The sequence below is a fragment of the Inquilinus sp. NPDC058860 genome, assembly GCF_042743185.1.
GTDB lineage: Bacteria > Pseudomonadota > Alphaproteobacteria > DSM-16000 > Inquilinaceae > Inquilinus.
In genome coordinates, this window is record NZ_JBHYMS010000036.1 from 55,971 (window position 1) to 75,507 (window position 19,537).

General features: G+C 68.4%; 14 protein-coding genes. 11 read left to right on the forward strand and 3 right to left on the reverse strand.

Translation table 11 applies throughout. From position 1 onward, the window contains the following. Positions 1 to 172: 172 nt before the first annotated feature. The 8 genes from ACFW16_RS22755 (at position 173) to ACFW16_RS22790 (ending at position 11,278) form a co-directional block, all read left to right on the forward strand. Positions 173 to 2,242, forward strand: coding sequence for a TonB-dependent siderophore receptor (locus tag ACFW16_RS22755; RefSeq protein ID WP_380309272.1), 2,070 nt, complete (start codon positions 173 to 175; stop codon positions 2,240 to 2,242). Next, complete coding sequence (locus ACFW16_RS22760; protein WP_380309275.1) at positions 2,236 to 3,273, forward strand: ABC transporter substrate-binding protein; 1,038 nt, start codon at positions 2,236 to 2,238, stop codon at positions 3,271 to 3,273. Before ACFW16_RS22755 ends, ACFW16_RS22760 begins: the two co-directional genes overlap by 7 nt. Positions 3,274 to 3,451: 178 nt before the next feature. Next, on the forward strand, positions 3,452 to 6,454 hold the full coding sequence (locus ACFW16_RS22765) for a type III effector HrpK domain-containing protein (protein ID WP_380309277.1): 3,003 nt from the start codon (positions 3,452 to 3,454) through the stop codon (positions 6,452 to 6,454). A 185-nt stretch (positions 6,455 to 6,639) separates the two neighbouring features. Continuing rightward, the gene (locus ACFW16_RS22770; RefSeq protein WP_380309279.1) at positions 6,640 to 7,617 is read left to right on the forward strand and encodes an N-acetylglucosamine kinase; all 978 of its coding nucleotides are present in this window, start codon (positions 6,640 to 6,642) and stop codon (positions 7,615 to 7,617) included. Next, positions 7,614 to 8,507, forward strand: a complete 894-nt coding sequence (locus tag ACFW16_RS22775) for an amino acid ABC transporter permease (RefSeq protein WP_380309281.1) — start codon at positions 7,614 to 7,616, stop codon at positions 8,505 to 8,507. The genes ACFW16_RS22770 and ACFW16_RS22775 overlap by 4 nt, the downstream gene beginning before the upstream one ends. A gap of 32 nt (positions 8,508 to 8,539) precedes the next feature. Continuing rightward, positions 8,540 to 9,292 (forward strand): amino acid ABC transporter ATP-binding protein, encoded by a 753-nt coding sequence (locus ACFW16_RS22780; protein ID WP_380309300.1) that lies wholly within the window; start codon positions 8,540 to 8,542, stop codon positions 9,290 to 9,292. Between the two features lie 59 nt (positions 9,293 to 9,351). Continuing rightward, a complete protein-coding gene (locus ACFW16_RS22785) occupies positions 9,352 to 10,233 on the forward strand; it encodes an ABC transporter substrate-binding protein (protein ID WP_380309283.1) in 882 nt (293 codons plus the stop codon). Positions 10,234 to 10,267: 34 nt separating this feature from the next. Further along, positions 10,268 to 11,278 carry an SIS domain-containing protein gene (locus tag ACFW16_RS22790; protein ID WP_380309285.1) on the forward strand — a complete coding sequence of 337 codons (1,011 nt, stop codon included), beginning with the start codon at positions 10,268 to 10,270 and terminating at the stop codon, positions 11,276 to 11,278. Positions 11,279 to 11,285: 7 nt separating this feature from the next. Here the strand turns inward: ACFW16_RS22790 and ACFW16_RS22795 are convergent, their stop codons facing one another. Both ACFW16_RS22795 and ACFW16_RS22800 read right to left on the reverse strand, forming a co-directional pair. Beyond that, positions 11,286 to 12,512, reverse strand: a complete 1,227-nt coding sequence (locus tag ACFW16_RS22795; RefSeq protein ID WP_380309287.1) for an ROK family transcriptional regulator — start codon at positions 12,510 to 12,512, stop codon at positions 11,286 to 11,288. Positions 12,513 to 12,621: 109 nt separating this feature from the next. Beyond that, positions 12,622 to 13,614 (reverse strand): helix-turn-helix transcriptional regulator, encoded by a 993-nt coding sequence (locus ACFW16_RS22800; RefSeq protein WP_380309290.1) that lies wholly within the window; start codon positions 13,612 to 13,614, stop codon positions 12,622 to 12,624. Between the two features lie 848 nt (positions 13,615 to 14,462). On the opposite strand from ACFW16_RS22800, the gene ACFW16_RS22805 reads away from it, so the two are divergent. Continuing rightward, entirely contained in the window at positions 14,463 to 15,368 is a 906-nt protein-coding gene (locus ACFW16_RS22805) for a helix-turn-helix domain-containing protein (RefSeq protein WP_380309292.1), read from the forward strand. Positions 15,369 to 15,406: 38 nt separating this feature from the next. Here ACFW16_RS22805 and ACFW16_RS22810 read toward each other — a convergent pair whose 3' ends face one another. Further along, complete coding sequence (locus tag ACFW16_RS22810; RefSeq protein WP_380309294.1) at positions 15,407 to 16,435, reverse strand: LacI family DNA-binding transcriptional regulator; 1,029 nt, start codon at positions 16,433 to 16,435, stop codon at positions 15,407 to 15,409. Positions 16,436 to 16,856: 421 nt separating this feature from the next. Between ACFW16_RS22810 and ACFW16_RS22815 the strand changes: the two genes are divergently transcribed. Both ACFW16_RS22815 and ACFW16_RS22820 read left to right on the forward strand, forming a co-directional pair. After that, entirely contained in the window at positions 16,857 to 17,687 is an 831-nt protein-coding gene (locus tag ACFW16_RS22815; RefSeq protein WP_380309296.1) for a helix-turn-helix domain-containing protein, read from the forward strand. A 641-nt stretch (positions 17,688 to 18,328) separates the two neighbouring features. Next, positions 18,329 to 19,429: an AraC family transcriptional regulator gene (locus tag ACFW16_RS22820; RefSeq protein WP_380309298.1), complete on the forward strand. Its 1,101-nt coding sequence runs from the start codon at positions 18,329 to 18,331 to the stop codon at positions 19,427 to 19,429. The last annotated feature ends 108 nt before the right edge of the window (positions 19,430 to 19,537 follow it).

The following is a 19,537-nucleotide window of genomic DNA, read 5'->3' on the forward strand; positions in this document are numbered from 1 at the left end:
TCATGGGAGCGCCATAGGGCCGCCTCCCGCAACTGATATTTTGAGCTATTGCTCACATTTATGTTGCGCGGCCGATCCCGGGATCCTAAGAGAGGCACCGCATATCAACCTCCAAGCCGAAAGCCAGGACTCCAGATCATGGGCCACAGGACCGATGCTGAGATATTCCGGCTTGATCACGGCGACGATGCTGCTTGCAGTGGAGGGCGCTGCCGCACAGGACACGCCGGACCAGGGAACGCTCGCGCTCGAGCCGATCGTCGTCCAGGGTGCGGGCGGGGCGGACGACCGGGCGACGATCATCGCCCCCGGATCGGCGGTCGGCAGCAAGACTGACACGCCGATCCTCGACGTTCCGGCGTCGGTCTCCGTCGTCACCGAGAAGGAGATGAAGCAGCGCGGGGTCGAGTCTCTCGACGATGCGCTGGCCTATACCTCGGGTGTCGTCACCGACATTTACGGCAGCGACAACCGCTACGATTTCTACCTCATCCGGGGCTTCTACCAGACGAGCCTGGGCACCTACCGCGACGGCCTGCCGATGCGGATCCCGGGCTTCGTCGGCAGCCGGGTCGAGCCCTACGGCATGGAGCGGTTCGAGGTTCTGAAGGGCTCGACATCGACCCTGTTCGGCCTGAACGCGCCGGGCGGCCTCGTCAACGCCGTCACGAAGAAGCCGCTGAGCTACACGTTCGGCGAGGCCTACGGGACCTTCGGCGACGGCCATGTCGAGGGCGGCACCGACTTCGGCGGCCCGATCGATCCCGAAGGCAAGTGGCTGTACCGCTTCACGGCCAAGGGCCAGGACGGCAGCGACGGCACGGACCATTCCAATGACGACCGGATCTATGTCGCCCCGGCGGTGACGTGGCGGCCGACCGATCGGACGGAACTGACCGTCTTCGCCGACTACTACAAGCGCGACGGCAACACGTCGCACGGCATCCCGCTGGGGTCCGGCATCGATCCGGACACCTATCTCGGCGAGCCGGACTTCGACAAGATGGACACGGAGGAATGGAACCTCGGCTACCGCTTCAGCCACACATTCGAGAACGGGCTCCAGTTCCGCCAGGGCCTGCGCTACACCGACCTCGGCCTGACCTATGAATCGGTCTACGGCGCGACCGCGGACCCGGCAGTGCCGCGCAGCGCCTGGGCGGTCTATGGCGACACACAGCGCTTCGCCGTCGACAACCAGCTGCAGTATGACGCGGGCTTCGGACCGGTCGACAGCCGCACCCTGGTCGGCCTCGACTACTCCTACGAACATGTGAACGAGCGTCGCGTCTTCGGCTCTGCGCCCGGCATCGACATCCACCATCCCGACTACTGCGGCAGGGCCTGCATCACCCTGCCGCCGGGCTACCGCTGGAACCAGGACCGCAGCGCCCTCGGCCTCTATGCCCAGGAGGAGGTGACCTTCTTCGACCGGGTCATCCTCACGCTCGGCGGCCGCTACGACAACGTCCGGACGGATTCGAAGTATCCGGAGAGCAATCTGTCCTACGGCGCGACGGACGAGGCCTTCACCGGCCGGGTCGGCCTTACCTACAGGCTGAGCGACGACCTGTCCGTCTATGCGAACTACTCGGAATCCTTCCAGCCGGTGTCGGCGGAGCTGGCCCTGCTCGGGCCACCGAAGCCGCAGGAGGGCGCCCAGTACGAGGTGGGCGTCAAATACCGGCCGGACTTCGCCGACGCGCTGTTCACGCTGGCCCTGTTCGACATCACCCAGACCAATGTCCCCTACTACATCAACGCCACCACCCAGGCGCAGGTCGGCAAGGTCCGCGTGCGCGGCGCCGAGTTCGAAGGCAAGATGGCGCTCGACGACCGGCTCAATCTGACCCTCGCCTATTCCCATTGGGACCCGGAGATCCTGGAGGACGGAACCGAGGGCAATGTCGGCAACCGGCCGCAGCTGGTGCCCGAGAACATCGCCTCGGCATGGGTGGACTACACCCTTCCGGGCCGCTGGACGTTCAACGACCTGACCATCGGCGCCGGCATCCGCTATGTCGGCTCGACCTTCGCGGACAACGCCAACACCATCCAGCTCGACGCCCGCACCCTGGTCGACGCGATGATCAGCTACCGGCTGGTCGACCACGCGACCCTGCAGATCAACGCGACGAACCTGTTCGACGAGCGCTATATCTCTTCCGTCGATACCTACTCCAACACCGCCTATTACGGAGACGGGCGGACCGTGAAGGCGACGATCAAGTACACATGGTGACGGCCGCGGGCGAGGAGACGGCGCCGGCCGCGCCGAAAGGCTGGCGCGGCCTCAGCCGGCGGGCCGCGCTCGCCGGTCTCGCGGCCTGCGCGATGGCGCCGGCCGCGCGGGCGGGCGAGTTGCGCTTCCGCCATGTCTTCGGCGAGACGGTGCTGCCGCGCCCGGCCCGGCGGGTGGTCTCGCTCGGCTACACGACCCAGGACCCTCTGCTGGCCCTCGGCGTGCCGCCCATCGCGGTGCGGCACTGGTTCAGCGACTTTGCCTACGGGATAGGGCCCTGGGCCCGGCCCTATCTCGGCGATGCCCGGCCCGTCGACCTCGTCGGCGAGGTCCCGATGGAGCGCGTCGCCGCGCTGCAGCCGGACCTTATCGTCGGCATCGGCTCCGGCCTCTCGGAGGCCGAATACGCCGTTCTGTCGAAGGTCGCCCCGGTCCTGATGCAGGACGCCGCCGATGCGGCCTTCGGCACGGCCTGGGATGCGACGACCCGGACCATCGGCCGCGCGCTCGGCAAGCCGGTCGAGGCCGAGGCCCTGATCGCGTCGGTGCGCGGGACGTTCGCGGCGGCGCGGGCGCGCCATCCGGACTGGGAAGGGAAGACCGCCGTGGCCGCCTATCACTGGGACGGCGAGACCGGCGCCTTCATCAGCGGCGACACCAGGGCGCGCTTCCTCGCCGAGCTCGGCTTCCATCCGACGGCGGCGGTGGCGGCGCTCACCGGCCCGAACGGCTTCTACGCGGCGCTTTCGCCTGAGGACCTGTCGCCGCTCGAAGCCGATGTCCTGGTCTGGGTATCGAACCAGGACGCGGCGCCGGACCTCGCGGCACTGCCGATGCGGCACACCCTGGCGGCGTACCGCGAGGGGCGCGAGGTGTTCGCGGCCGCCCTCGCGACCACGGCCATGTCATTCGGCAGCGTCCTGTCGCTGCCCTTCGCGCTCGAGATGCTGGAAGCCGACATCGCGGCCGCGGCCGACGGCCATCCCGAGACGCCGGTCGCCTCCGCCGTCGCGGCAGGGCTCGCGCCTTAAGGCCTTCCGGATTGCGCTGCGGCGCCTGCGCATGACGGCCGGCGACAGGGGGAAGGTCCGCCGGCAGAGCCGCGCAAAAGGGCCGGCATGTCACATGCCGTTCATGGACCCGCTCTAAGCTGAATCGATTCCTAATCATGCGGGCCGAAACGCCGCAGAGGCCGGAGAGACGTGTCACATGTCAAAAGTCAGCCCGTCGACCAACCATCCCGCTGCCGCCCATGACCCGACGACGGTGGATCGCAAGACCCTCGATGCGTGGGAGCAGGCCCAGAAGGCAGCGAAGGACGCGGGCATACGCTGGCAGCGGCCGGAAGGCGACAAGCGCTCGGCGCAGGACATCATCGATGACACGCCCCTGTTGCGCGGTCTCGGCAACCAGAGCGGCGTCCGGGACATGCTGGAGGACAGGGTCGGCGGCGATATCGACACGGATGCCGACGCCGCATTCCGGGCGGCGCAGGTCCTGGACCATGTCGAGACGTTCGACGAGAACGGAAACAGGATCGCCGGCAACGACATCGACAATGGCCGGATCGACGGCTTCACCAAGGGTGGCGACGCAAGGCATGGCACGGAAGCCGGCCGCCTGCAGGATTTCGGCAAATACGGCTTCTCCAACCTGAAGGGCGAGCTTCAGGACCTGGCATCTGTCGGCGACGACCCGGAAGCCCGCGCACAGGCCGAGAAGGTGGGTCTGAAATGGGAGCTGCCGGACGACGACAAGCGTTCGGCGCAAGAGATCATCGACGACTCCCCGCTGCTGAAGAATCTGGGCAACCAGAGCGGCGTCAAGGACATGCTGAAGGAACGGGTCGGCGATTTCGAGACGGATGCCGATGCCGCGTACCGGGCGAGCCAGGTTCTCGATCGCATCACGATGGTTGACGAGAAGGGCAATGCCCTGTCCGGCGGGGACGTCTCCAACACCAGCATCGACGGCTTCACCAAGAGCGGCGAAGCCAGGCACGGCACCGAGGCCGGCCGCCTGCAGGATTTCGGAAAGTACGGCTTCTCGACCCTTCCGGACGTGAAGAAGGCGGAGGATATCGGCAGCTACCAGGACTTCCTGAAAGCCAATCCGGATGCGGACGAAGCATCGAAGACGTTTGCCAAATACGCGGCCATCATCGGTGAAAACTACGACGCGATCAAAGGCAAGACCGGTTCAGGCGACCATCTGACGGCCGAGGCGCTGAAGACGTACAAGGACGAGAACCCGCAAATCAGCGAGGAATTCAAGGAGGCGCTCGATTTTTGGTCGCAGCCCGGCGCGTTCAACATGATCGAGACGGCGCAGGACCCGCTGAAGCTCAAGCCCGACGGCAATCTCAGCAAGGGCGACGTGAAGACCTGGCTGACGACGCAGGCTCCGAAGGATGCCGCCTCGGCCATCACGCTCCTGTCCGGTGTCGCCGATGCGAATGTCGTCGCCGGAACCGATACCAGCAAACTGAACAAGGACCTGTTCGAGCACCCCGAAAACCACTCCACGGAAGAAAAAGCCGCCGCCCTCCAGGACCTGCTGACGGCCCAGCAGCTGATCACCAAGGGGGCCGAGGCGGGCATGTGGAAGGACGACTACTCGATCGTCAGCATCGCAAACCGCGTGCGCAGCCATCCGGATCCGGAGAAGCTGCTCCAGGACGTCAACGATCATATCGAGACCCTCGAGAACGATCCGGAGGTCGTCAAGTATCTGAACGAGAACAGCGCCAAGCAGATTACCAAGCTGCTGGACGACAACAAGGGCCTCAAGGACGCCCTGCAAAAGACCTACGACGACGATATCAAGTCCGGAACGGTTCTCGACAGTCTGTGGGACACGAGGATGAAAGACGGCAAGACGGACCAGCAGGCGGTCCTTGCCGAGTTCTTCGGATCGGCGCAGACGTTCCAGGGCGCCCTGGGCATCAAGGACGCGGCGGATATCCAGAATGCCGTCAAGAACTCCAAGCATGCCGGCGAATTGCAGGATTTCTACGAGAATTCGCTTGCGTCCGGCGATCGCCTGAACGAGCTGCTCAAGGATAATTCGTTCGAGAAGGCAACCAGTGCGTTCAGCATGGAGGTTGCGCTGTACAACGCTGCTCTCGACCCCGAATTCACCGGGACGTTCGACAAGCAGCTGAACGAGAACTTCACGAAGATCGCGCAGGAAAACGCCTTCAAGGATGCTTCGTTCGACGACATCAAGACGGCGTTCGGCGTCAATGGCGGCGACGAGCTGGACGAGGAAAAGGTCAAGACCTTCATCGAGCAGGTCGGCAAGGACAATCCGGAGCTGTTCATCAACCAGGACGGGACGGTCGCGAAGCCCGACCAGATCCTGGCCACCTTCAGGGGCGACTGGGACCTGCTGCGCCAGGGGGCGAAGTCACTCAACGAGCTCAAGCTCTTCAGCCCGGATTCGTCGGTCAAGGGCGCCGCCGACAAGGGTGTCCTGCACGGCGTCAGCGGTCTTTTCCTGGCCGGCGTCACGATCGCCAAGGGCGCCAGCGGCTCGGGCAAGCTGACCGACCGGCAGATCGTCGACATCACCACCGGTTCGATCCAGACCGCGACAATCCTGACGGAAGGCGGCACCAAGGGCTACCAGGACTACCTGAAGGGCGTGAAGGGCAAGCTCGAGGGCGATCTTCTCGACCATGTCGGCTCGCTTCTCGACGATGTCTCCCCGGAAAGTCAGGGCCTTCAGGACAAGCTGAAGCTCAACGAGAAGCTGACCTCCAACCTGAACAAGTTCGAGCAGGCTGCCAAGGGCCTGGGCGGGATCGTCGGCATCGCCGCGGGCGCCTATGGCATCTTCGACGGCGTCCAGGCGATCCGCAAAGGCGACAAGGTCACCGGCGGCATCAGCATCACAGCGGGCTCCCTGGGCGCATTGGCCGGCTTGGCGTCCGCCGTGGAGGGCGGGCTGGCGCTGTTCGCCCCCAGCGTGGCGCGCCTGATCCCGGCGCTGGCCGCCGGGGGGCTCGGACTGGCCGCGGCGGGTGTCGGCGCGCTGGCGCTGATCCTTCCGAGCCTGATCGCGGAAGGCAAGCAGCAGAAGAGGGCGGACGAGTTCGGAGACCTGCTCGGCAGCTATCTGACGAAATACGAGATCGACGGCGTCAAGAACGGTGACATCTGGGATGTTCCGGATGACGAATGGCCCGAGACCGGCGACGGTCTGTCGTGACGTTCGTCTAGCCAAGACCTGGTAGCGAATGCAGAAGAGCCCGATGTGCCGGCATCGGGCCTGATGTCCGGTTGCGGGATCCGCGGCAACCGATGTCGACACCATCCTCCTGTCGCAGAAGACCATTGCGCGATATAGTTAGTTAGGTTAACTAACTGTAGTTTCGTGGAGCCGTAGGAGGCAAGGTGGCGGGCGACATCGTGGTGGGCGTCGATATCGGCGGGACTAAGACGCAGCTGATCGCGGCTCGCGATGGTGCGGTCCTGGCCGACAGCACCGGCCTCACCAAAGGCTGGCGCCGCCATCGCCCCGAGGAGGACGCGGCGGCGCTCGTCGCGATGGCTCGCGACGCGGCGGGCGGCGCCGAACCGGCCGCCATCGTCGTCGGCGCGCATGGCTGCGACAGCACCGATCAGTGCCGGGCGTTCCAGGACCGGATCGCGGCCCGGATCGGCGGCGCGGTTCTCGTGCTCAACGATTCCGAGCTGCTGCTGCCGGCGGCCGGCCAGGCGATGGGGATCTCCGTCATCGCCGGCACCGGCTCGATCGCGGTCGCCCGCCTGGCCGACGGTACCATGCTGACGGCGGGGGGCTGGGGCTGGTTCCTTGGCGACGAGGGCAGCGCCAGCGGCCTGGTGCGGGACGCCGCCCGGGCGGTCCGGGACGCGCTGGACCGGGGCCAGGCCCTGGACCCGCTGGCGCGGACGCTGCTCGGCACCCTCGACCTCGAAGACCCGGTCCGGCTCGGCAAGACCCTGGCCGCCGAGGGCAGCGCCGCCGGGATCGGCCGCCACGCGCCCGCCCTGTTCGCCGCTGCGGAGGGCGGATCGGAGCTCGCCCGATCGGTGATCGAGGCAGGCGGCCAGGCCCTGGCGCTGCTGGTCCGGCGGCTGGTGGACAGGGGCGCGACAGGCGGCTGCGTGGTCGCCGGCGGCGGCGTCATCGTGCGCCAGCCGCGGCTGATGCGGGCCTTCGAGGCGGCGGTCGCCGGGCAGGTGCCGGGCTGGACCGTGACGCTCCTGGCCACTCCGCCGGCCCTCGGGGCGGTCCGGCTCGCCGAAAGCCTGATCCGGGGCGATCTGCCCCCGAATCTGCCGCGGCCGGCGATGGCCTCTGGTCGACCGCGGACCGTGCTGCCCGACAGTGATCGGAGGATGCGATGACAGCGACTGACGCCGCGCCCACCGGGCGCACGCCGCGGCCGGGGCTGCGGATCATCCCGGCGCGCTATTGGGGCCAGCGGTTCGGCGCCGCCCTGCTGATGGCTGTCGTCCTGGGCTTCGCCGCCCTGGTCGCCGGCAGCCGGAACGTGCAGTGGGACGCGATCGCGACCTATCTGTTCGACCCGACGATCCTGGACGGCATCCGGCTGACCCTGGTCTTCACCGTCCTCGCCATGGCGATCAGCATCCTGGCCGGGATCGTGCTGGCGATGATGCGGCTGGCCTCGAACCCGGTCCTGTCCGGCTTCGCCGGCTTCTACATCTGGTTCTTCCGCGGCACGCCGCTGCTGGTGCAGATCATCTTCTGGTTCAACATCCAGCTGTTCATCCCGGCGATCGATATCGGGCCGCTGCATGTCGAGACCAATGCGCTGATCTCGGCCTTCACGGCCGCCCTCCTGGCGCTCAGCCTGAACGAATCCGCCTATGTGGCGGAGATCGTCCGCGGCGGTCTGCTGGCCGTCGACAGGGGGCAGAGCGAGGCGGCGACGGCGCTCGGCTACACCCCGTTGCAGACCCTGACCCGGATCGTGCTGCCGCAGGCGCTGCGCGTCATCATCCCGCCGATCGGCAACCAGACCATCTCGATGCTGAAGACCACCTCGCTGGTCTCGGTGGTGGCGGCGCAGGACCTGCTGACGCGGGTCCAGAACATCTACGCCAAGAACTTCCTGATCATCGAGCTGCTGATCGTCGCCAGCATCTGGTACCTGGTGCTGACCACGGCCGCCTCCATCGGCCAGTCCTGGATCGAGCGGCGCCTGGCCCGCAGCGACCGGGCGCCCGCGAAGGCCCGGCGGATCCTCGGCGCGGCGGGGAGGCAGGGCTGATGGGCGCTGTCGGACCGGACACGGCACGGCCGATGGTCGAGGCGATCGGCGTGCGCAAGGCCTTCGACAGCCTGCAGGTGCTGTCGGGCATCGACCTGACCATCCGCAAGGGCGAGGTCGCCTGCATGCTGGGCCCGTCCGGCAGCGGCAAGTCGACCTTCCTGCGCTGCATCAACCATCTGGAGAAGCTCAGCGGCGGCGAGATCCTGGTCGATGGCGCGCTGATCGGCTACCGCCGCCAGGGCGACCGCCTGTACGAGCTGAAGGCCGTCGAGCTGGCGCGCCAGCGCCGCGACATCGGCATGGTGTTCCAGCGCTTCAACCTGTTCCCGCATCTCGACGTGCTGGAGAACATCGTCCAGGCGCCGGTGCTGATCCGCGGCGAGCCGCGTCGGGACGCCGTCGTCCGCGCCCGGGCGCTGCTGGAGATGGTCGATCTCCAGGACAAGGCCCAGGCCTATCCGCAGCAGCTCTCGGGCGGCCAGCAGCAGCGCGTGGCGATCGCCCGGGCGCTGGCCATGCGCCCGAAGCTGATGCTGTTCGACGAGCCGACCTCGGCCCTCGACCCGGAGCTGGTGGGCGAGGTGCTGGCGGTGATGAGGCGCCTGGCCGCCGAGGGCATGACGATGCTGGTCGTCACCCATGAGCTGGGCTTCGCCCGTGAGGTCGCGGACCGGGTGATCTTCATGGACCAGGGCGTGGTGGTGGAGGAGGGGACGGCCGCCGAGGTGCTGGACCATCCCCGGCACCAGCGCACCCAGGCCTTCCTGCGGCGGGTCCGCTGACCGGTCCGCCGCCGGGACCGTGCAAGGCAAACCGTGCAACGCAAACAGGGAGCGAGACAATGACGAGCAAACTCTTCGTTCTGGCGGCCGCCGCCATCCTCGGCGCCGGCGCGGCGCAGGCCGCCGAGGTCGATCCCGCGCTGCGGGCGATGCTGCCGGAATCCATCCGCCAGTCGGGCGAGATCAGGGTCGGCACCGACCCGCAGCAGCCGCCCTATGACTTCTACGACACCGACAACACGACGCTGATCGGGCTGGAGCAGGACCTGGCCGCCGAGATGGCGGCGCGGCTGGGCGTGACGTTCACCTTCTCCCCCGCCCAGTTCGCCAGCATCATCCCGGCGATCCAGGCCGGGCGCTTCGACCTCGGCATGTCGGCCTTCGGCGACTTTATCGAGCGCGAAAAGATCCTCGACATCATCGACTATACGCTCGAAGGCACCGGGCTGATCGTGCCCGAGGGCAACCCGCACGGCATCAGGAAGATCAGCGACATCTGCGGCCTGCGCGCCGGCGCGGTGCAGGGTTCGATCCCGCTGCAACTGCTCGACAGGCAGAAGGAGCTGTGCCCGGCGGACAAGCCGCTGGAGGTGATGCAGTTCCCGTCGAACGACCAGGCCAAGGTGGCGATGCGCAGCGGGCGCCTCGACGTCTCGCTCGATACGGTCGGGGTGGCCGCCTACACGCTGGCGCACCAGCCGCAGACCGGCAAGAAGCTGGAGCTGGTGGAGACCGCCAAATACGCGGTCGGCTACCAGGGCATCCTGGTCGGCAAGACCAACCCCGAGCTGCGCGACGCGATCAAGGCCACGCTGCAGAAGATGATCGACGACGGCAGCTACGGGAAGATCTTCGAGAAATGGGGCCTCAGCCAGAACGCCGTCGCCACCATCACCGTCAACGATGCGGCCCGCTGGGCCGATTACATGAAGCTCGACTGAGCCACACCTCCCCGACCGCAAACGGACCAGACGAATGACAGACAGAGTCAGTTACCGCGACGGCGTCGCCCTGCAGCCGAAGGCGCTGGAGGCGAGCCGGCAGGCCGTGGCCGGGATGCTGGAGCGGGCGGATCTGGCGCCGCTGCGGCGGGGAACGGTCGCCCTGGTCGGCATCGGCGCCAGCCTCTATGCGGCCGAGGCCGGCGCCGCGGCGATGCGCGGCCAGGGCATCCGGGCCTTCGCGCTGCCCGGAACCGACCTCTACGACCCGGCGGTCGACGCGGCCGACGCCTATGTCGCGATCTCCGCCTCCGGCCGCAGCGTCGAGCCGGCCCAGGCGCTCCGGATCCGGCCGCAGGCCGCGACCTTCGGCATCGCCAACGCGGCCGCGACGCCGCTGGGCGAGGTCGCCCGGACCATGATCGCGACGGCGAGCGGCCCGGACAGCGGCCCGAACACCACCAGCTATGTCTGTGCGCTGCAGGCGATCGGCCTGCTGGCGGACCGGGCCGGCCGGCCCTCGGGCGCCGACTGGGCGGCGCTGCCGGCGGCGGCCGAGGCGGTCCTCGCCGCCATCGCCGGGCCGGTGGCGAAGGCGTCGGCGCTGCTGGCCGGCCGCATCGCCATCGACTGCGTCGGCTCCGGCATCGGCTTCGGCACCGCCGGCTACGCCGCGCTCCTGATCCGCGAGGCCGTGCGGGTCGCGGCGCAGGGCTGGGACACGCTGAACTTCCTGCACGGCCCGATGGAGCCGAACGATGCACGCAGCGGCGTGATCCTGTTCGGCGACGGTCGCGAGGTGAAGCTGGCGCAGGACCTCGCGGGCTTCGGCATCCCCTCGGTGCTGATCACCGCGCGCGACGACGTGGCCGATGCGCGGAACCTGGTGGTGATCCCGGTGCCCGGGACCGGGTTGCCGGGCGCGATCCTGCAGGCCGTCCCGGCGCAGCTGCTGATCGCCGACCTGGCCGAGGCCGCCGGCCTGCCGGTCTGCAACTTCCGCTACCGGCAGACCGACACCAAGCTGCCGTTGCAGGCCGCCTGACCCGGGATCAGCGCGGCCCGCCCACCGCCCGCGTCAGGCGGCGGGCCGGCCGCGGCTCCCCGTCCGCAGCGGGCAGCAGAAAGAAGGCCGGGCGCCGGTCCTCGCCCAGCAGCGTGCCGAGGCTGTAATCCGCCGCCAGCCCGACGGCGCCGAGCGCGGTGGCCTTCCGGGTCAGCCGGCTGACGGCGATCTCGGTCGGCCAGGTCAGCTCCGCGACGGTGCGGGCGATCTGCTCCACCATCAGCTCGTTCTGGCCGACGCCGCCGCCCAGCACGGCGAGGCCGGGGTCGAGCACCCCGACGCAGGCGGCGACCAGCCGGCCGATATCGGCGGCGTGCCGGTCGATGCAGGCGCGGGCATGGGCCGAGGTCGCGGCCCGCGCGAACAGCTCCTCGGCGCTCTCCGGCGGCGCGCCCTCATCGGCCGGCCAGTCCCGGGCGCAGCGGGCGACCAGGCTGGCCGAGCCCAGATACTCCTCCAGCGCCTCCAGCCGCGGCGTCTCCGTCGCCGACCAGGGGAAGGGCAGGCGCCCGACTTCGCCGGCCGCGCCGTTGACACCGCGGAACAGCCGGCCGTCGACGATGATGCCGAGCCCGATCTTGACCCCGACCTGCAGGTAGATGAACGACGCCCGCCCCTGGGCCGTGCCCTCGCGCAGCTCCGCCAGGGCGGCGCAGTTGACGTTGTTCTCCAGCAGGATCGGCACGCGGAAGCGGGCCTGCAGGCGCCGCGCGATGGCCGGCAGGTCCTTGCCCCGGCCGCGCGGCGCCAGGGCAGAGGAGACGATCGTCGGCACCGCCACCGCGATCGCCCGCAGCGGCCCGTCCCGGCGGGCACGCTCCAGCACCTGCTCCACCGCGCCTTCGATCTCCGACGACGGCAGGTCGGCCTCGGCGATCGGCCGCCCGTCCAGGCCGGCTGCGATCGCATGGGTGTGGGTGGTGCCGGCGTCGACGCCGACGACGGTGCCGGCCTGCGGCCCGAGGCCGTAGGTGACGGCCGTCCGGCCGGTCGGGCCCTTGACCGTGCCCCGGGATGCCACCAGCCCGTGCGCTTCAAGCTCGCCAACGGCGGCCGACATCGTCGGCTTCGAGAAGTCCAGGAGCGCGCCCAGCTGCGGCCGGGTGATCGGGCCGGAGGTCGACACCATCCGCAGGACCGCGCGGGCGCTTTCGGTGAGGGGCGGCGGCGGCCCGGCCACCGGCGGCGAAGGGACTTTCGACGGATTCGGCATTGACGCGCTGTGGTGGCGGGACCGGCCGATGATAGGCCAAGCGCAGCGGCTTCGGAACCCGAACCGCCGATGTCGCGGTCGGCTTTCGGTTGCCGTTGTCGCCGCCTCGTTATCGGTCGTCCGTCGGCGGCGTCTTCGGGCGCATGCCCGCCGCCTCCTCCCCGCGCCCGGACCGGGGCGGCCCGCCGAAGTGCTTCTTGTACAGCCGGTAGAAGGTCGACGCGTTGCTGAAGCCGTAGTCGAGCAGGATGGTCGTCACCTTCTTCGTCCCGAGCTCGATCTCGCGATGGGCGGCTTCCAGCCTCATGGTGATGATGGTCTCGCGCAGGGAAGCGCCCATCCGCTCGAACAGGCCGTACAGCTTCCGCGGCGAGATCTCGAAATGCCGGGCGATGGACTCGGACGAGAGGATCCGGCTGCCCAGATTCTCGGCGATGTGCATCTTGATCTGCTCATACAGCAGCCGGTCCCTGTCGTGGGGCCTCGACGGCGCCATCCCCAGCAGGTAGGCGCGGATGATCTCGACCAGATGGTTGAAGGAGGGCACCTCCGGAATGGAGGTCAGCTCCGCCCCCTGGTCGGTGGTCATCAGCTCGTTGTGGAACCGGATATAGGTCGTGATCGCTTCGCTGTTGATCACCGCCAGGGCGTCCAGGCCGGGAAACAGCGCCTCGGCATCCTGGGTGATGTGGAGCCAGTCGAGGAGGCAGGAGCGCCCGGAATCCTTCTCCAGGACCAGGTCGAAGTCGCAGCTGCCGTCGATGACGACGGCCGCCCCCGGCTTCAGCCGGACCGTCTGGTCCTTGATCAGGAGCGCGCAGCTGTTCCCGGTGGCGATGACCAGGCAGTGGGCGGGGACGCCAGACCTGCTGCGGCGGCGGAGGATTCCGGGCGTGCAGAAGAGACGCAGGGATCGATGATCGTCGACGATGCCGAGCTTGGCCGTGACCCGGAACGGCACATCGGTCGTCGGCACGAAGTCCGCGTGCAGCAGCGGCTGGCAGAATTGCGACCGGAAATAGTCGACGCCCCCTTCGTACAGCATCGAGCCGGATGTCGTGACGCGCTGCCCGGCCGAGACGGTTGGGTGGGGAATGGCCATCGTCCTGCGTCACCGGAAGGGGGGAAAGGGGGCGGTGCGGCATTCGTGACCTCGGCCTCGCCTGTTCAGGCGGCGAGGGCAGGTCAGTCTGCATGCATCCGATATAGCGGGTTGCCGGGCCGGTTGGCGCGGCTTGGGATGTCGTCCCGCGCAGATGTATTATCAAATTATGCAGGGCAGTATCGTTTGCTGCGGCGGCCTGGAGGCTGCGCCGGATGAGACATTGCGGCGTTCAACCGGCGATGCGGGCGCATCGCCTCGTGCTTTGGGCGAAGATTCGTCTTGATGCAGCCAATGCTGGCGATTTTTATAGTTATAAAAGTCATTCACTGACGGCCGGACCATCGGTCGGCTCGTGGGAACCCTCGCCTTCGGGGAACGTTCCCTCTAGGGTCGGGACAGCCGTGCATGAAGATCGGTGGGGCCAGGGAACAGGCGGCTCCGGCTTTTTTCTCCAGATCATGATGTCTTTCTGGAGTGTAAAATGAAAAAATATTCCCAAATATGGCCCCAAAGAAACTTATTGTGATTTAAATGAGGGCTATTTAGTTATCCGCACGGGTTGAGGACGGGCAAGTCAAAGGAGCGTCCATGGGCTGCATGAACCTGTCTCGCTTTCCCGATCGAGCGTCGGCCATTCAGGTGGACGCAAGCCAGTCCTTGCCGGCGCGGAGCGGCCGTTGATCGCGTTTCCGGCCAGGGGGCGGAGACGCCCGTCCTGGAGTTGTCTCTGGTGCCGGTGCCGCGAGGCGTGCGGCGGAGGGTGGCCCTATGTTCTTCATGAGAGTAAAATCCTAATCCTGGGCCGAGAGACCGCATCGCATGAATGACGCTGCAGGCATTGGGAGATGCGAGAAAGTTCTGCCTGTGGATCGATCCTGTGCGCCCGCCCGGACGAGCATTTCCGGCGGCTGTGTCAGCCGCTCCTCGATTCCTCGCTGGAGCCGCTGGGCGATCGGTCCGGCCCCGCCAACCTGCTGTTCGGCTTCATCGGCCGGCACAGGGCCATCCATATCCGCTCGGGCCCCGGCGTGATCCGTCGCCCGGCCGGGGGGGCGGCCCGGCTCGGCGACCATTATCTCATCCTCGTGCCCTGGAGCGCATGCCTGCTGATCACGGGGCAGCAGAGACGCGCCCTCGCGCCCGGCATGGTCGCCGCCATCGACGGCGACCAGGGCTTCGAGCTGCAGCTGGGCGACACGGACGGCGAGGGCCATGTGGTCGACTGGCTGCACATCGCGGCCGCCGGCCCGCCCGAGCTGCGCCGGACGGCCGGCTGCGTCGCCCTGACCAGCGGCATGCTGGCACGCTACGTCTCCAAGCATGCGAGGCTGATCGTCCAAGGGGCCGGGACGGACGAGCCCCTCGCGGCGCGAATGCCGATCTTCGACTACATCCGCAGGGCGATCAGGGACTATGTGCAGCAGGCGGATGTGGCCGAGCCCGAGGGGCTGCGGCTGCTCCGCCGGATCCAGTCCTTCATCCAGGGCCATGTGCGGCACCCGCATCTGGGGGCCGATCTGATCGCGCGGGAATTCGGCATCTCGAAGCGGAAGCTGTATGCCGTCGTCAGCGACCACGGCGCCTCGCTGCACGACATGATCATGGAGGCGCGGCTGGAGGCGGCGCATCGGGTCATCGAGGCCGGCGGACAGAAGATGGCGAGCCTGATCCGGGACCACGGCTTCACCAACGCGTCGACCTTCTACCGCAACTACAAGCGCCGTTTCGGCCGGACGCCGCGGGCCGGGTAGCCGGCGGGGCCGCCGCGTCCTGAACCGGCCGGCTCTCTCTACGCTCCCTTCGGGGCGCCCGTGCTGCCCCGCAGGAGAAGCCGGCTCGGCAGCGTCGTCTTCAGCGGCGGCGCCGCGGCGGCGTTCTTCAGGAGCTGCAGCATGACCTCCGCGGCCCGGATCCCGAGATCCCGGGTCGGCTGCGCCAGCGTCGTCAGGGGCGGGTCGCAGAACGCGCCGACCGCGGCCCCGTCGAAGCCGAGGATCGAGACGTCGTCGGGCACGGCGACGCCATGAGGCCGGACGGTGCCGATGAACGAGATCGCGGCGTCGTCGGCGCAGCAGACGACGGCGGTGGGGCGCCGCTCCATCGCCAGATACGTCTGCGCCGCCTCGACGCCGGCCTGGAGGCCGTCGTTGAACCCGAGGCGTCCCCCATGGCGGATGACGGCCTGCCCGGAGAGGCCTGCCGTCGCCAGGGCGTCGACCAGCCCCGAAAACCGCTCGGCCTCGTGATAGCTGCCCGGCGGGCCGGCGACATAGAGGAACGACCGGTGGCCCAGCGCGATCAGGTGGAGCACGCCCTCGCGCATCGCGCCGTGGTCGTTGGTGATGATGCTCGGGATGCCGGCCGCGCTGCGGTCGACCAGCAGCGACACGATCGGGAGGTCGGCATCGGTGAGCGACCGGCGCCCATAGGACGGCAGGGCCGCGGCGCCGAACACGACCACGCCGCGGACGGAGCCGTCGAAGGCCTGGCCGAGGATGTGCCGTTGGGCGGCCGGGGAGTCGCGATTGCAGAAGAGGAGATCGAAGCCGTTCTCCGACAGGGTGGCGGAGAGATTCTGCACCACGGCCGGGATGATCTGGGCGACCCCGAAGATGGTGCTCGGGCCCGGCAGGGTGGCCATGATGTTCGTGGATCTGCAGGCCCGCAGATTCCGCGCCGCGGCGTTCGGGATATAGCCGAGCTGCTCGGCCGCGGCGGCGATGCGCCGCCGGGTCGCCTCGTTGACCCGGCCGGGAATGGCCAGGGCGCGGCTGACCGTCGAGGTCGCGACGCCAGCCAGTCGCGCGACGTCGCTCATCAGCGGTCCACGACTCCGGCCGTTCTCGCGTCGCCCTGGCATGGCTCGTCCGTGCTCCATCCGTCTGTCTCATCCCGCAGCAGCGTGTTGCAAATGTGGCGATCGGCGGCGGGGCCGCGGCAAACTCGACGGGCCGGAAGAAAATTCTTGCAAACAATCCGACGATCATTATCGTCGGCAAACGATTGCCATGCATCGGTCGGAACGGGCAACGAGGTCCGGTCCGCGATGCCGGCCAAACCGACCCCCCGGACGCACAGTCGACTCTGTCTGCCAGGGGCCGTCCCCGTTGTTCACATCGACCGATCGACGACCGATGCCCCGGCAAGCGTCCTCCGTCACCCCAAGGCAAGGCAGCTCCGTTTCCGGATCGATCCTCTATGCGGATGCGGAAGCGTTCGCCCGGCAGGTCTGCGAGCCCGTGCTCAGGGCGGCGTTCGAGCCGGATGGGGGGGATTTCCGTGCCGCGATCCGGTTCAGCATCGTCGGCAGCAGCGGGGCGGCGCATCTGCGCATCACCCCGGGCGTGCTCACGCGCCGCAGCGGTCGGGACGGCGTCGCGGGGCCGCATTTCCTCGTCCTGGTCCTGCGGGGAAACGGCCTCCTGACGGTGGGCGAGGCCGGGCGGCCGCTGTCGCCGAGCTCGGTCGCCGTCATCGGCGGCGACCTGGGGTTCAGCCTGGCGCTGTCGGCCGGGGAGTCCGGCAGCTGCGAGCTGGATCTGCTCCAGGTGGCCGGGGCCGAGCCGCCGGTCCTGGCGAAGGCATCCGGCGTCGCGGTGACGGCGAGCACTTCGCTGGCGGACTACATCGTCGGCCTGGCCGAGCTGGTCCGGCCGGAAGGCGGCGACATCGGGCCGTGCCAGCGGGACATCCCGATCTTCGACTATATCGGCGTGGCGATCGGGGACTATCTGACGCAGGAGGAGAGGGAGGAGGGCCCGCGCCGCGATCACGGCCTCTACCACAGGATCAGGGCGTTCATCGCCCGGAACGTGAAGAACCAGGCTCTCGGCGCCGACCTGCTGGCCCGCGAGTTCGCCATATCGAAGCGCAAGCTGTACAGCATCTTCTACGACAGCCGCGCCTCCCTGCACGAGACGATCATGACCGCACGGCTCGAAGCCGCGCGGCGGGAGATCGAGGCGGGCGGGCAGAAGGTGGCGAGCGTGATCCTGGACCACGGCTTCTCCAACCCCTCGACCTTCTATCGCAACTACAAGCGCCATTTCGGCCGCGTGCCGCGCGCATAGCGGCTTTTCCGGCCGACACGGCCCCGGGAACAGCAAAGCGGCGAGCAACAATCCTTCGGCAATTTGAGTTTTTCTTATTGCATAAAATAAAATCTAAAGTTTCTACAATATTGATATATCGGAAAGCTGTTGATTGCCATGCCGGATGCGCTGCTTGCGAAGTCAATTGCTCGTTTTAGGACATCGGTCTGCACGAGATGCCACGTCGGGTGATGCAGCATTCGGAAATATGCAGATGTTCTGAGGGGCGACCCTGATCGAGGGACAATGTTTCAGAGTCGTATTTCCACAGTCCTTGTCATCATTTCGTCATGCCGGGCTGGTGGTGAACACCATAGGAATACATGCCATTCAGGGCGGCGGGGGCGCCCGTGCCGACGAGCCGACCGACATCAGGCTTCGAGGATCTCGGCCCGTCCAGGCGGGAGAGGGGCGGAATGAACCGATCGAACGGTCGGTCTTTCGGGGACGATGCGGCGGCCCGTGCCCCGGTCGGGCCGGCCCCCGTGATCCCGTACGGGCCCGCTCCGGGAATTCCGCTTCCGCCGGCGGGGGCGCTGTTCGAGATCGGTGCGCGGCCCGTGCCGCCGCCGGGCCTGCCCGGCGGAGACGCTCGTGTCCGGCTGCTTGCCCCGCCGTCCGTGTGCGCTGGATGGGAAGACCGCGTCCGGCTCGACCATTATCGCGACGTGCTGGAATGGGACCCGTTCCCGCCGGTGCCGCGTGATCTGGCCGACAGGCGGCCGTCGGTCCCGCGCGGCGTCTCGACCCTGGCCTATGCGCCGGAGCAGCAGTTCGAGGCCTTCCGCTCCGCTCTCGGCCCGCTGATGGATGTCGGCCTGCCGCCCGGGGTGACGCCGGCGGACGGCTTCGTCGCGGAATTCATGGTCTGCGGCCTGGGCGGCCTGTCCGCGGCCTTCGGCCATGCCGACGCCTTCTCCTTCAGCCATGCGCTGGGCCGGCCGGGCTCCGGCCCGCGCCGCGCGCCGGTCGGCTGCTGGCGCCTGATGCTGCCGACGGTCGGGGAGATGTGGATCGAAAGCCCGGACGGCCAGGCCCATATCCGGCCGGGCGACCTGTTCCTGCTGTCGATGGACGAGCCGTTCCGGGGCCGCGCGACCCATCATGGCGGGCTGTGGCTGACGCTGCCGCGGGACCTGTTCGCCGCCGCCGCCGCCAATTTCGACAGCGCCTCGGGCGCCATCCTGGCCGGTCCGCTCACGGCCCTCCTGGTCGACTATCTGCGCAGCCTCGAGGCCAGGCTGATCGGCATGTCGCCAGAGGATCTGGTGCTGGCCGGGCGGGCCACGGCCGAGATGCTGGCGGCCTGCGTCGGGCCGTCCCGCGACCGGCAGGAGCAGGCGCGCCATGCCATCGTCTCGATCCTGTTCGACCGCGCCCGCGCTCACATCCAGGCCCATTTCGGCGACCCCGAGCTGACGCCGGAGCGGGTGGCCCAGGACCTGCGGGTCTCGCGCTCGAATCTCTACCGGGTGTTCGAGCAGGCCGGCGGGGTGTCGCGCTACATCCAGCAATGCCGCCTGTTCGCCGCCCACGCCGCCCTCACCGGCGAGAGCGGCCGGCGGATCCAGGACATCGCCTACAGCTGCGGCTTCAAGCTGGCCTCGGACTTCACCCGGGCGTTCCGGCGCGAATTCGGCTACAGCCCGCGCGAAGCCCGCGACGTCTGGCGCAAGCCGGCGGAGCCGGCGATCGCCCCCGCCTCCGCGCCGGCGGAGTGAGGCGGCCGTTCGAACAGTCTCCCTTCCCTTTGCGGGCTGTCGGATTCGCAGATCGCCTCTTTTGAGTCCCCCCTCCCCTTGCGGGAGGGGGGTAGGGGGAGGGGGTTC